This is a genomic window from Nocardioides sp. GXQ0305, from assembly GCF_050880345.1.
Classification (GTDB): Bacteria; Actinomycetota; Actinomycetes; order Propionibacteriales; family Nocardioidaceae; genus Nocardioides.
On record NZ_JBNYXG010000003.1, the window covers coordinates 85,179 to 97,280 of the forward strand.

General features: G+C 72.8%; 12 protein-coding genes. 6 read left to right on the plus strand and 6 right to left on the minus strand.

All coding sequences use genetic code 11. From position 1 onward, the window contains the following. The first annotated feature begins 59 nt into the window (after positions 1 to 59). Together ACQ1X7_RS08990 and ACQ1X7_RS08995 are read left to right on the plus strand one after the other, a co-directional pair. Positions 60 to 1,607: a sodium-dependent transporter gene (locus tag ACQ1X7_RS08990; protein ID WP_432477842.1), complete on the plus strand. Its 1,548-nt coding sequence runs from the start codon at positions 60 to 62 to the stop codon at positions 1,605 to 1,607. A 1-nt stretch (position 1,608) separates the two neighbouring features. After that, positions 1,609 to 1,740 carry a methionine/alanine import family NSS transporter small subunit gene (locus ACQ1X7_RS08995; protein WP_432477843.1) on the plus strand — a complete coding sequence of 44 codons (132 nt, stop codon included), beginning with the start codon at positions 1,609 to 1,611 and terminating at the stop codon, positions 1,738 to 1,740. A gap of 6 nt (positions 1,741 to 1,746) precedes the next feature. Here ACQ1X7_RS08995 and ACQ1X7_RS09000 read toward each other — a convergent pair whose 3' ends face one another. Continuing rightward, a complete protein-coding gene (locus ACQ1X7_RS09000) occupies positions 1,747 to 3,180 on the minus strand; it encodes a fatty acid desaturase (protein ID WP_432477844.1) in 1,434 nt (477 codons plus the stop codon). 143 nt (positions 3,181 to 3,323) lie between these two features. Between ACQ1X7_RS09000 and ACQ1X7_RS09005 the strand changes: the two genes are divergently transcribed. Continuing rightward, positions 3,324 to 4,139 (plus strand): DUF427 domain-containing protein, encoded by an 816-nt coding sequence (locus tag ACQ1X7_RS09005; protein ID WP_432477845.1) that lies wholly within the window; start codon positions 3,324 to 3,326, stop codon positions 4,137 to 4,139. A 6-nt stretch (positions 4,140 to 4,145) separates the two neighbouring features. Here the strand turns inward: ACQ1X7_RS09005 and ACQ1X7_RS09010 are convergent, their stop codons facing one another. Continuing rightward, positions 4,146 to 5,528: an NAD-dependent malic enzyme gene (locus ACQ1X7_RS09010; protein WP_432477846.1), complete on the minus strand. Its 1,383-nt coding sequence runs from the start codon at positions 5,526 to 5,528 to the stop codon at positions 4,146 to 4,148. Between the two features lie 53 nt (positions 5,529 to 5,581). Between ACQ1X7_RS09010 and ACQ1X7_RS09015 the strand changes: the two genes are divergently transcribed. Next, positions 5,582 to 5,893, plus strand: coding sequence for a GNAT family N-acetyltransferase (locus tag ACQ1X7_RS09015; RefSeq protein WP_432477847.1), 312 nt, complete (start codon positions 5,582 to 5,584; stop codon positions 5,891 to 5,893). Between the two features lie 66 nt (positions 5,894 to 5,959). On the opposite strand, the gene ACQ1X7_RS09020 is transcribed toward ACQ1X7_RS09015, so the two are convergent. The 3 genes from ACQ1X7_RS09020 to galK all read right to left on the minus strand — a co-directional run bounded on the left by ACQ1X7_RS09020 (position 5,960) and on the right by galK (position 8,808). Continuing rightward, a complete protein-coding gene (locus tag ACQ1X7_RS09020; protein ID WP_432477848.1) occupies positions 5,960 to 7,042 on the minus strand; it encodes a hypothetical protein in 1,083 nt (360 codons plus the stop codon). An 89-nt stretch (positions 7,043 to 7,131) separates the two neighbouring features. Continuing rightward, complete coding sequence (locus tag ACQ1X7_RS09025) at positions 7,132 to 7,614, minus strand: glutathione peroxidase (RefSeq protein ID WP_432477849.1); 483 nt, start codon at positions 7,612 to 7,614, stop codon at positions 7,132 to 7,134. 39 nt (positions 7,615 to 7,653) lie between these two features. Then, the gene (gene galK, locus ACQ1X7_RS09030) at positions 7,654 to 8,808 is read right to left on the minus strand and encodes a galactokinase (protein ID WP_432477850.1); all 1,155 of its coding nucleotides are present in this window, start codon (positions 8,806 to 8,808) and stop codon (positions 7,654 to 7,656) included. A gap of 40 nt (positions 8,809 to 8,848) precedes the next feature. Between galK and ACQ1X7_RS09035 the strand changes: the two genes are divergently transcribed. Together ACQ1X7_RS09035 and ACQ1X7_RS09040 are read left to right on the plus strand one after the other, a co-directional pair. Beyond that, on the plus strand, positions 8,849 to 9,649 hold the full coding sequence (locus ACQ1X7_RS09035) for an S-methyl-5'-thioadenosine phosphorylase (protein WP_432477851.1): 801 nt from the start codon (positions 8,849 to 8,851) through the stop codon (positions 9,647 to 9,649). Further along, positions 9,646 to 10,689, plus strand: a complete 1,044-nt coding sequence (locus tag ACQ1X7_RS09040) for an NAD-dependent epimerase/dehydratase family protein (RefSeq protein WP_432477852.1) — start codon at positions 9,646 to 9,648, stop codon at positions 10,687 to 10,689. Before ACQ1X7_RS09035 ends, ACQ1X7_RS09040 begins: the two co-directional genes overlap by 4 nt. Positions 10,690 to 10,763: 74 nt before the next feature. On the opposite strand, the gene ACQ1X7_RS09045 is transcribed toward ACQ1X7_RS09040, so the two are convergent. Next, positions 10,764 to 12,089, minus strand: a complete 1,326-nt coding sequence (locus tag ACQ1X7_RS09045; RefSeq protein ID WP_432477853.1) for a hypothetical protein — start codon at positions 12,087 to 12,089, stop codon at positions 10,764 to 10,766. Positions 12,090 to 12,102 lie beyond the last annotated feature (13 nt).

Here is a 12,102-nt window from a genome sequence, read left to right on the forward strand (position 1 = left end):
ACGGCGCCCACCCGGTCCGGGTGGCTACGCTGAGGAGTCGGCCAGGGAAGGAGAGGGGCATGAGCGAGCAGGACACTCTCGAAGAGGCCAAGACCCGGGGCATGTTCTCGTCGCGACGGGTCTTCATCCTCGCCGCGATCGGGTCCGCTGTCGGGCTCGGCAACATCTGGCGTTTCCCGTACGTCGCCTACGAGAACGGCGGCGGCGCGTTCATCATCCCCTACCTGGTCGCGCTGCTGACCGCAGGAATCCCGTTCCTGTTCCTCGACTACGCCCTCGGCCACCGCAACCGGGGATCGGCCCCGCTGTCGTTCGCCAGGCTGAGCCGCGGCACGGAGGGGCTCGGCTGGTGGCAGGTCGGCATCTGCTTCATGATCGCGGTCTACTACGCCGCCGTGATCGCGTGGGCGGTCCGCTACACGTTCTTCTCGTTCGGCAAGGCGTGGGGGTCGGACCCGGAGGGCTTCTTCTTCGGCGACTTCCTGCAGGCCGGCGAACCCGGTGTGCAGACCGACCTGGTGCCCGGGGTCCTGTGGCCGCTCGTGATCGTCTGGCTGGCGGTGATCGTGATCATGGTCGCCGGCGTGCAGAACGGCATCGGCGCGACCTCCGTGGTCTTCATCCCCGTCCTGATCGTCGCCTTCGCCGCCCTGGTGGTGCAGGCCCTGCTGCTGGACGGCGCGGGCGAAGGGCTCGAGGCGCTGTTCACCCCTGACTGGGGCGCCCTCGCCGAGCCGTCGGTGTGGGGAGCCGCGTTCGGCCAGATCTTCTTCTCGTTGTCGATCGGCTTCGGGATCATGATCACCTACGCGTCGTACGTCCACCGCCACACCGACATGACGGGCTCGGGATCGGTCGTCGCGTTCTCCAACAGCGGCTTCGAGCTGCTGGCGGGGATCGGCGTGTTCGCCGCGCTCGGGTTCATGGCGCAGTCCTCGGGGGCCCCCGTCTCGGAGGTGGCCAGCGACGGCATCGGCCTGGCGTTCATCGCGTTCCCGGCGATCATCTCGGAGGCCCCCGCCGGCGCCCTGATCGGCGTGCTGTTCTTCGGGTCGCTGGTGCTCGCCGGGATCACGTCGCTGGTGTCGGTGATCGAGGTCGTGATCTCCGCGGTCCGCGACAAGTTCGAGATGTCACGGGTGGCCGCCGCACTCGTCGTCACCGTGCCGTGCACCGTGATCAGCCTGGCCTTCTTCTCCACGACCAGCGGCATCTACGTGCTCGACATCGTCGACCACTTCATCAACCAGTTCGGGATCCTGCTGGTCGCGGTGGTCTCGATGCTCGTCCTCGCCTGGGGCGTCCGGGCGCTGCCGACCCTGGCCGGCCACCTCAACCACAACGGCTCGGTCCACGTCGGCACGTGGTGGCGGGTCCTGGTGTCCGTGGTCACGCCGGTGGCGCTCGGCTACGTGCTGATCGACGGCTTCCTCGCCGACCTCCGCACGCCGTACGAGGGCTACCCGACGTGGATGCTGCTCACCTTCGGCTGGGCGGCGGCGGCCGCGGTCATCGTCTTCGGCTTCCTGGCCGCGCAGGTGTCGTGGCGGCCCGGCACGGCCCTCGACCCACCCAACCCGCTCGAGCAGGCGAAGGAAGGAGCCTGAGATGGACGGTGGCGCGATCGTGATGATGCTGGTGGCGATGCTGGTGATCTGGGGCGGCCTGGTCGCCGCGATCCTCAACCTGCGGCGCAGCGAGGACACCCCCACCGCGCACGAGGTGCACCGCGACCTCTGACGTGGGTCAGGCGTCGACCGGCTCGACGGGGAGGAAGTCGACCTTCTCGCGGACGCCGCAGTCGGGGCAGCACCAGTCGTCGGGGACGTCGGTCCAGGCGGTGCCGGCCGCGAAGCCCTCGTGCTCGTCGCCGGCCCGCACCTCGTAGGTGTAGCCGCAGCCCGGGCAGCGGGCGGCCAGCACCTCGGCCGCCCCGTCGCCGGCCACGTCCGCCGCCACGACGTCGGCGGCGTGGTCGACGGCGCCGTACCGCGCCAGGAGCCGGTCCCGCTTGTGCGGGCTGATGTTGGCGCGGGTGACGTCGCCGCCGAAGTGGGCGACCACCCGCGGGTCCATCACCCGGCGCCAGATCGCCGGGACGATCGCGAGCACGATCATCCCGGCGTAGCCGGTCGGGAGCACCGGGCTCTCCTCGAAGTCCCGCAGCGCCTGGTAGCGACGGGTGGGGTTGGCGTGGTGGTCGCTGTGGCGCTGCAGGTGGTAGAGCAGCACGTTGGTCGCGATGTTGTTGGAGTTCCAGCTGTGGCTCGGGTCGACCCTCTCGTAGCGCTGCCGCTCGCCGACGCCCACCTTCTGGCGCAGCATCCCGTAGTGCTCCATGTAGTTGACCACCTCGAGCAGCGAGAAGCCGACCACCGCCTGCACGACGAGGAACGGCAGCACGCCGACGCCGAGCCACGCGACCATCGCGCCCCACAGCACCGCGGTCATCAGCCACGCGTTCAGGACGTCGTTGCCGATCCGGAACGGGTGCCGCTTCCTGCGGGCGTACCGGCGCTTCTCGATCCGCCAGGCGCTGCGCAGGGAGCCGAGGACGGTACGCGGCCAGAACTGGTAGAAGTTCTCGCCCAGCCGCGCGCTCGCGGGGTCCTCGGGGGTCGCGACGCGGACGTGGTGGCCGCGGTTGTGCTCGATGTAGAAGTGCCCGTACGCCACCTGGGCCAGCGCGATCTTGGACAGCCAGCGCTCGTGCGACTCCCGCTTGTGGCCGAGCTCGTGGGCGGTGTTGATGCCGATGCCGCCGATGCAGCCGATCGAGACCGCGAGCCCGATCTTGTCCCACGGGGTCAGCTGGGCGCCGGTGAACGGGTCGCCCTGGGCGAGCAGGGAGAAGGCGGCCACGAACCCGACGTACTGGATCGGCAGGAAGAGGTAGGTGATCCACCGGTAGTACCGGTCGTTCTCCAGCGCCTCGATCACGTCGTCGGGCGGGTTCGACCGGTCGAGGCCGGCGATCAGGTCGATCGCCGGGACGACGACGAGGATCACGAACGGGCCGACCCAGAACCACGCGCCGTGGTCGGTCAGCCGCCAGCCGGCGTACCCCACGAAGGCCAGGCTCGGGACCACCAGCCCGATCAGCCAGAGGTGCCGCTTGCGGTCCCGCCACTCTGCCGTCGAGCCTGCGTGGATCGTGCTGCGGGCGATCTGCTCGGACATCCGGACACCTCCGTCGTCGGTTTACACGACGATAGGATTTGTCAACTCGTTTGACAAGAGGGCGCCAGATGTCAACTGCCGCGACCACGGTCCGGCACTCGATCGGCGTTGGCAGACCGCGCCGGTCGGAGCACAGTGGCGCCATGGCCGTCGACCTGTCCCGCGAGATGCTCCGGCTGCTGCCCGAGCTGCGCACCCAGCCGGTGCCCAAGCAGCTCACGGTCCGGCTCGGCTCGGAGCTGGTCGCCGTGACCCACCGGCCGGTGCTCGTGATGGAGCCGATGCGGGTCGTCCCGTCGTACGCCGTCCCCGTTGCCGACCTCCGGGTCGGGCTCGAGGCCACCGAGGCCGGTCCCCCGCCGGAGTACCGGGAGATCGGGTTCGGCGACGGGCCACCGCTGCTCGACCCGAGCGTCCCGTTCGCCGTGCACAGCACCGACGGCGAGACCGTGGACCTGCACGCGGACGGTCGCACCGGCGCCGGCTTCCGGCCGCGTGACCTGCCCGACCTCGTGGTCCTCGACTTCGACGACTTCGACTGGTGGGAGGAGGACGAGCCGCTGGTCGGCCACCCACGCGACCCCTTCCACCGGATCGACGTACGCCGCTCCTCGCGCCGGGTCCGGATCTCCCACGAGGGCACGCTCCTCGCCGAGAGCGGGCGTCCGTGGGCGCTGTTCGAGGCGACCTTCCCGCTGGTCCGCTGGTACCTGCCCCGCGAGGACGTCGTGGCCGACCTGCTCCCCGGCGAGCAGCGGACGACCTGCGCCTACAAGGGCCACGCGACCCACTTCAGCGTTGACGTCGGTGCGTCACTGCTGCGCGACATCGCCTGGTGCTACGAGCAGCCGCTGGACGACGCGCGCGACGTCATCGGCTGCGTCGCGTTCTACCAGGAGCGCCTCGACGTCGAGGTGGACGGCGTGCCGGTCGGGCGGGTACGCACCCCCTGGTCGTGACCGACGTCAGTCGTGATCGACGCCGCGGATCGCCCGGGCGACCGCCTTCGGCACCTCGGTGTTGAAGACCGTCGGGATGATGAAGTTCGGGTTGACCTCGTCGTCGTGGATCGTCGAGGCGATCGCCTTCGCCGCCCGCAGCAGCATGTCCACGGTGATGTCGGAGGCGCGGGCGTCGAGCAGACCGCGGAAGACGCCGGGGAAGGCCAGCACGTTGTTGATCTGGTTGGGGTAGTCGGAGCGGCCGCTGGCCACCACGGCGGCGTACTTCTCGGCCTCGGCCGGGTCGACCTCCGGGTCGGGGTTGGCCAGCGCGAAGACGACGGGGTCCTCGGCCATGTCCTTGATCCACTCCGGCTGCAGGATCCGCGGCGCGCTCACGCCGATGAAGACGTCGGCGCCGCTGAGCACCGTGCGCAGGTCGCCGCGGACGCGACGCGGGTTGGTCTGCTCCGAGAGCAGCCGGTGCGCCTCCGAGAGCCCGGCGTCACCGGCGCAGATCGCCCCCTCCCGGTCGACGACCACGACGTCGCTCACGCCCGCGGCGAGCAGCAGCGTCACGATCGCGGTGCCGGCCGCCCCGCCGCCCGAGACCACGACCCGGACGTCGGTCATCTGCTTGCCGACGACCCGCAGCGCGTTGGTGAGCGCGGCCACGACCACGATCGCCGTACCGTGCTGGTCGTCGTGGAAGACGGGGATGTCGAGGCTCTCCCGCAGCCGGCGCTCGACCTCGAAGCAGCGCGGCGCCGCGATGTCCTCGAGGTTGATGCCGCCGAAGCCCGGCGCGATCATCTCGACCGCCTTGACGATCTCGTCGACGTCCTGGCTCGCCAGGCAGATCGGCCACGCGTCGATGTCGGCGAACCGCTTGAACAGCGCCGCCTTGCCCTCCATCACCGGGAGGGCCGCGCCGGGTCCGATGTTGCCGAGGCCCAGCACCGCGGAGCCGTCGGTCACGACGGCCACGCTGTTGCCCTTGACCGTCAGCCGCGAGACGTCGTCGGGGTTGTGGGCGAGCGCGGCGCTGACCCGGCCCACGCCGGGGGTGTAGGCCATCGACAGGTCGTCGCGGTTCTTGAGCGGCACCTTCGAGGTGACCTCGATCTTGCCGCCGATGTGGAGCAGGAAGGTCCGGTCGCTGACCTTGTGGACCTCGACCCCACTGACCTCGTCGGCGGCGGCGACCAGCTGCTCGGCGTGGTCGGCGTCGCTGGCCGAGCAGGTGACGTCGAGGACCAGCCGGTCGTGGCGGGAGTCGGCCACGTCGATGGCGGTGACGATCCCGCCCACCTGGGAGATGGCGGTGGCGACCGAGCCCACGACCCCGTGGTCGGGGTGCGTGTGCAACCGCATGGTGATCGAGTACGACGAGGTGGTGGCCGCCATGGCGCCACCCTTCCGCGCCGGGCGCGTTACCGGCAAGTCAGTAGCGTGCGGGCATGAGCGTCACGATCCGGGACAACGTCGACCAGCACCGCTACGAGGCCCTGGTCGACGACCAGGTCGCCGGCTTCTCGGACTACCGGTTGCGCGAGGGCCGGATCACCTTCACCCACACCGAGGTCGACGACGCCTACGAGGGCCAGGGCATCGGGTCCCAGCTGGCGTCCGCGGTGCTCGACGCGGCGCGTGAGGCCGGGCTCGACGTGTACCCGTCCTGCCCCTTCATCGCCGACCACATCAAGCGGCACCCCGACCGCTACCTCGACCTGGTGCCGGAGCGGGTGCGCGCGAAGTACGGCGTCGTCTAGCGGTGGACGACGGCTCGCGGTCCTGTCGAGGTCACCCGTCGAGCACAGTCTCCTCGCCTGAGGAACCTAGGGGCGTTCCGCTGCCTCGAGCTCCCCGATCGCCTGGTCGAAGGCACGAGCCGCTGCCCGCCACGGCCCCGACGGCCCACCCTCGGCACCCAGCGCGAGCAGGTGTGGGGTCAGGTCGGCGCTGAACCCCTCGCTGGCCTCCCGCGGCAGCAGCGAGGGCAGGTTGTCGATGGCGATGACGTCCAGCGGCGCGATGCCGGCGCTCGGGCTGCCGCTGTGCAGCCGTCGGACCGGGTCCTGCCAGGTGGTGGTCTCGGTGTTCACCGGGAGCATGTTGTGGGGACCGGTGAGGTCACAGGTCACGTCCGCGAGCACGCGCAGGCGGCGCTCGTGGTCGAGGTCCGCCCGCTCCACGAACGGTGTCGTCGGGGTCTGCGTGACCACGCAGTTCACCAGCAGGTCATGGCCGAGGAGCGCCTGCTTGTGCAGGTCCCGCGTCTCCTGGCGATCCCACCGGGTGATCGGGACCCCGGCCGTCATCAACGCCCGCTGGGCACCGCGACCGGACCGGCCGCGCGCCCCCGTGACCAGCGCCAGTACCTGGTCGGCACCGGCCTTCCCGGCCTGTTCCAGCTCCGCGTCGAGCTCGTGCTTGGTGACCGGGGCGAGCGGTGCGGCCAGCGAGTGCGTCAGGTGCAGCAGGCCGAGGGCGGCGCCCACGTAGCCCGCCCAGTAGCCGAACGCGGCCACCCGCCGGCCGTCCTGGTCGGTGAGGTACTCGAGATCGAGCAACCGACCTCGGCCGCGGCGGAATCGCTCCAGGGTGTGCCGGGCGTCCCCCTGGCCCTTGAACGCGTGGGCGAAGTAGATGTGCTGGTGGCGCAGCGAGGCCGGCTCGGCGGGGAGCTCCTTGATCCCGAGGACGTAGGCGTCGTGGGGTGCGTCGGTCCAGGTGCCCTCGCCCACGACGGCCGCCCCGGCCGCGGCGTACTCCTCGTCGGCGAAGACGCGTTGGAGGGACTCCTCGACGGTCACCTCGAACCCGGCGTCCAGCAGCAACGGGACATCAGCAGGTACCACGGCCGCACGCCGCTCGGTGCCGCGGGACTCGGACCGGATCCACACATGGGCGGGCTGCATGCGGTCAGGATGCCACCGGCCCACTGCTCATCGGCTGCGCTCCCCTGCTCCTCAGCACAAGTCCGCCGCCACGGACTGGGCCGCACCGATCAGAGCTCGGCCTCGATCTTGTCGCCGAGCTTGGCCGGCTCGGTGGTCGGGGCGAACCGCTTCACCACCCGGCCGTCGCGGCCGACGAGGAACTTGGTGAAGTTCCACTTGATGGCGTCGCCCGGCAGCAGCCCGGACTTCTCCTCACGCAGCCACGCGAAGAGCGGGTGAGCCTCGTCGCCGTTGACGTCGACCTTCGCGAACATCGGGAAGCTGACGCCGAAGGTGCGCTCGCAGAACGAGGCGATCTCGTCCTCGTCGCCGGGCTCCTGGTTGCCGAACTGGTCGCACGGGAAGCCGAGCACGGTGAAGCCGCGCTCCCCGTAGGTGTCGTGCAGCTCCTGCAGCCCTGCGTACTGAGGGGTGAACCCGCACTGGGAGGCGGTGTTGACCACGAGCACGACCTGGCCCTCGTACGTCGAGAGGGAGGTGTCCTGGCCGTCGATGGTGGTCGCGGAGAAGTCCCCGAGAGTCGTGGTCATGCCCGACAGTCTGGCAGGCCGGTGGTCGGCGACCGGGCGTCACCCGACCCGTCGGGCGCCCGGCGAGGCCGGGGCCGGCAGCAGCCCCGGTGCACCCCAGCCACGGTCGGCGAACGCGTCCGCCACCCGCCCGGCGACGTCCTCCGTGCGGTCGGTCGGGACCAGGGCGATCGCCGAGCCGCCGAAGCCGCCGCCGGTCATCCGGGCCCCGAGCGCGCCGTGGCCGAGCGCCGTCTCGACCACCACGTCGAGCTCGGCGCACGAGATCTCGAAGTCGTCGCGCATCGAGGCGTGAGAGGCCGTGAACAGCTCGCCGACCCGCCGCCAGTCGTCCCCCGCGAGGGCGTCGACGGTCGCGGACACCCGCGCGACCTCGGTCACGACGTGGCGGACCCGCCGGCGCAGCACGCCGTCGTCGAGCCGGCCCAGGTCGTCGTGGTCCGCCTCGCGCAGGCTGGCCACGCCGAGCCGCCGGGCCGCGGTCTCGCACTCCTCGCGCCGGGAGCCGTAGCCGCCGTCGGAGTGGGCATGGCTGGCCCGGGTGTCCACGACGAGCAGCTCCAGCCCCGCGTCGGCCGGCCGCCACGGCACGCTCCTGGTCGTGTGGTCGCGGAAGTCGATCAGCAGCGCCTGCCCGGCCTCGCCGAGCAGCGCGGCCGTCTGGTCCAGCCCGCCCGTCGGCGCGCCGGCGACCTCCGACTCCGCCCGCATCGTCGCCGTCACCAGCTCCCGCCGGTCGGGGTCGACGCCGGCAGCCGCGCACATGGCCAAGGCCGCCGAGCAGAGCAGCGCGGCCGAGCTGGACAGCCCGGAGCCGAGCGGCACCCGGCCGTCGACGACCAGGTCCATCCCGGGGAGCTCGTGACCCGCCTCGCGCAGCGCCCACGCCACGCCGGCGACGTACGCCGCCCACCCGTCGACCGCGCCGGGCGAGACCTCGCCGAGCGCGGCCTCGAACCGGTCGTCCTGCTGCGCGCTGGCGACGGTGATCCGGTCGTCGGCCCGCCGGGCCACGGCGGTGTAGGTCGCGTGCGGGAGGGCGATCGGCAGGCACAGGCCGGCGTTGTAGTCGGTGTGCTCGCCGATCAGGTTGACCCGTCCCGGCGCCGCGAAGACGCCGAGGGGCTCCTCGAGCCGGGACGCCAGGCGGGTCGCGATCTCCCGCCCGTCCCCGGGCTCGACGTGGTCGACCATGGCCGGAACCCTAGCCCCGGGCGTGGCTAGGCTCGCCGGCATGGCGACTCCCACGGAACCGCTCGCCGACATCGGTGTCATCGGGGGCTCGGGGCTCTACTCCCTGCTCGACGACGCCGAGGAGCACACGGTGACCACGCCGTACGGCGACCCGGCGGCGCCGTTGACCGTCGGCGACTTCGGCGGCCGCCGCGTGGCGTTCCTGCCCCGGCACGGGGAGGGGCACCGGTTCCCGCCGCACGCGATCAACTATCGCGCCAACCTCTGGGCGCTGCACGCCGCCGGCGTCCGCCAGGTGCTCGCCCCCTGCGCCGTCGGGGGACTGCGCGACACCGTGGCGCCGGGCGACCTCGTCGCGCCGGACCAGCTGGTCGACCGGACCTTCCGCCGGGTCGGGAGCTACGTCGAGACCGGTGCGGTGCACCTGCCGTTCGCCGACCCCTACTGCCCGCGGCTGCTCGCCGCGATCGACGAAATCGACGACGTCCGGACCGGCGCCACCATGGTCGTCGTGGAGGGACCGCGGTTCTCGACCCGCGCCGAGTCGCAGCACTACGCCGCCGAGGGCTGGGACCTGGTGAACATGACCGGCGCCCCCGAGGCGGCGCTCGCCCGCGAGCTGCGGCTCTGCTACGCCGCGATCGCCGTCGTCACCGACATGGACGCCGGGGTCGAGTCGGGCGAGGGCGTCGGGCAGGCCGAGGTGTTCGCCCTCTTCGCGCGGAGCCTCGACCGGCTCCGGCCGGTGCTGGAGTCGGCGGTGGCCGCCGCGCCGTCTCCCGAGGGCTGCACGTGCCGCACCTGGGCCGACGACCTCGACCTCACCTACCTCGACCGATGAGGGTGCTGCTCACGGGCGCCGCCGGCTTCATCGGGTCCGCGGTCGCGACCGTCCTCGCCGAGGCGGGCCACGAGGTGGTCCCGGTCGACGTCATGCTCCCCGAGGCCCACGGCGGCACGGCGCCCCCGGCGGGCGTGCACGCGCTCGACGTGCGCGAGGCGGGGGACTGGGTCGACCTGCTGCGCGGGGTCGACGTGGTGTGCCACCAGGCCGCGGTGGTCGGGGCCGGGGTGACGGTGGCCGACATCCCGGCGTACGCCGGCCACAACGACCTCGGGACGGCCACCCTGCTCGCGGCGATGCACGAGGGCGGCGTCGACCGGCTGGTGCTGGCGTCGTCGATGGTGGTCTACGGCGAAGGTCGCTACCGGTGCCCCGACCACGGCAACCAGCCGGCGCGGCCGCGGGACGTCGGCGCGCTCGAGGCGGGCCGCTTCGAGGTGGCCTGCCCCGTGTGCGGCGCGCCGCTGGCGTGGGCGCTCGTCGACGAGGACGCGCGGCTCGACCCGCGCTCGTCGTACGCCGCCAGCAAGGTGGCGCAGGAGCACTACGCCGCCGCGTGGGTGCGGCAGGCACCGGCGTCGGCGGTGGCGCTGCGCTACCACAACGTGTACGGGCCGGGGATGCCGCGGGACACGCCCTACTCGGGCGTGGCCGCGATCTTCCGCTCCTCCCTCGAGCGCGGCGAGCCGCCGCGGGTCTTCGAGGACGGCGGCCAGGTGCGCGACTTCGTGCAGGTGTCCGACGTCGCCGCCGCCAACCTGGCGGCCCTCGACGCGGTCGTGGACGGGCCGGCCGGTCGGTTCGACGCCTACAACGTGTGCTCGGGGTCGCCGGTGACGATCCTCGACGTCGCCCGGGAGCTGGCCGCGGCGTCCGGGTCCGGGCTCGAGCCCGTCGTCACCGGGGAGTTCCGGCCCGGCGACGTACGCCACGTGGTCGCCTCGCCGGCCCGCGCGGCGGCCGAGCTCGGCTTCACCGCCCGGGTCGCCCCCGCCGAGGGGCTGACCCGGTTCGCCACCGCCCCCCTCCGCGGCTGAGATGTGCGGTAGTCCAGTGACAAACGGCCCCCGTTGACTCCTCCCTGAGGGCCACTTTCCACTGGACTACCCCCTCACCAGGTCGTGTTGAGGAGGTGCTGGAGCAGCAGGGCGGTGGCCAGCTGGGCGGCGAGGAGGGGGCGGCGCCAGCGTTCGGGGACGAGCGCGGTGACCAGCAGCAGCCACGGCATCCAGGGGAGCCAGATCCGCTCGACCTCGGCCTTGCTCATCCCCGACAGGTCGGCGACCAGGAGCGCCAGCCACGCCGCGGTGGCCAGCCCGGCGGGCACCCGCGCGGCCCGTCGACCCAGCGCCACGAGCATGCCGGTCCCGGCCCCGAGGGCCGGGCCGCAGGCGACGGCGAGGGCGGCCAGGTTGCCCCAGATCCAGTACGACGCCGGCCGCTCCTCGGCGATCCCGTCGAGGTAGCGCTCGCGCAGCACCGGGAACGCCTCCCACCACGCGAATCCCCACCAGGCGAAGCCGAGCACCACCAGCAGCGCGACGCCCCCGACGATCGGCAGCGGACGCCACGAGCGCGCCAGGAGGAGCACGGCGACCGCGAGCGGGCCCAGCAGCGGCAGGCCGTAGGACAGCATCACGCAGGTGCCGAGCAGCAGCCCGGCGACGACCGACCAGCCGACGAGGGCCGGCGTCCGGGTCGCGGTCGCGGCCGCTGCCAGGGCCGCCAGTCCCCACGCGGCGACGGCCGCGAACATCGCGTCGGCCGACACGGCGTACCAGATCACCGGGGGGCTCAGCACCAGGAACGGAGCGGCCCGGCGGGCGGCGTCCTCGGCGCCCAGACGCCGGACGGCGACCAGCACGGCCGGCGCGATCGACGCCGCGAGCGCGACGGTCACCACGCCGGCGGCCACGGTGCCGCCCAGCCCGACCCGGACGAGCGCGACGTAGAACAGCACCGCCGCAGGCGGGTGACCGGCCACGTGGATCGGCCAGTTGTCCGGGTGGGAGTAGGGGATCCGGTCCACGTACTCACGGACCATCGCCGTCACGTCGTCGGTCTCCCGGGCCGTCGGCAGGTACTCCGACCCGAACCCGAGCGCCCGCAGCCCGCCCTCCGGGCCGTCGACGAACGCCAGGGCGAGCGCCCAGACCAGGCCCGCGCCGTACGCCGCGACCACGAGCCGTCGCCAGGGCAGCCGGTCGGCGAGCGGCACGGCCCAGCGGAGCGCCGCGGCCGCCAGCAGCAGCGCGACGACCGTCGCCGGGCCCACCCTCGGCAGCCACTGCGCGTGCAGCGGAGGCACCGGCAGGACCGGGTCGAGCGCGGTGCGCACGTCCCAGCCCGTCAGCAGCGGGTAGGCGGTCGCCACAGCGACGAGCACGGCCCAGACGGCCAGCCCCACGACGACGGGTCGCGCAGGGCCGGTCCGCATGCGGCGACCCTAC

Bases quoted from the DNA above. Each gene is read 5' to 3' on its own strand.
- ACQ1X7_RS08990 (WP_432477842.1), top strand. From the start codon at position 60: ATGAGCGAGCAGGACACTCTCGAAGAGGCCAAGACCCGGGGCATGTTC.
- ACQ1X7_RS08995 (WP_432477843.1), top strand. From the start codon at position 1,609: ATGGACGGTGGCGCGATCGTGATGATGCTGGTGGCGATGCTGGTGATC.
- ACQ1X7_RS09000 (WP_432477844.1), bottom strand. From the start codon at position 3,180: ATGTCCGAGCAGATCGCCCGCAGCACGATCCACGCAGGCTCGACGGCA.
- ACQ1X7_RS09005 (WP_432477845.1), top strand. From the start codon at position 3,324: ATGGCCGTCGACCTGTCCCGCGAGATGCTCCGGCTGCTGCCCGAGCTG.
- ACQ1X7_RS09010 (WP_432477846.1), bottom strand. From the start codon at position 5,528: ATGGCGGCCACCACCTCGTCGTACTCGATCACCATGCGGTTGCACACG.
- ACQ1X7_RS09015 (WP_432477847.1), top strand. From the start codon at position 5,582: ATGAGCGTCACGATCCGGGACAACGTCGACCAGCACCGCTACGAGGCC.
- ACQ1X7_RS09020 (WP_432477848.1), bottom strand. From the start codon at position 7,042: ATGCAGCCCGCCCATGTGTGGATCCGGTCCGAGTCCCGCGGCACCGAG.
- ACQ1X7_RS09025 (WP_432477849.1), bottom strand. From the start codon at position 7,614: ATGACCACGACTCTCGGGGACTTCTCCGCGACCACCATCGACGGCCAG.
- galK (WP_432477850.1), bottom strand. From the start codon at position 8,808: ATGGTCGACCACGTCGAGCCCGGGGACGGGCGGGAGATCGCGACCCGC.
- ACQ1X7_RS09035 (WP_432477851.1), top strand. From the start codon at position 8,849: ATGGCGACTCCCACGGAACCGCTCGCCGACATCGGTGTCATCGGGGGC.
- ACQ1X7_RS09040 (WP_432477852.1), top strand. From the start codon at position 9,646: ATGAGGGTGCTGCTCACGGGCGCCGCCGGCTTCATCGGGTCCGCGGTC.
- ACQ1X7_RS09045 (WP_432477853.1), bottom strand. From the start codon at position 12,089: ATGCGGACCGGCCCTGCGCGACCCGTCGTCGTGGGGCTGGCCGTCTGG.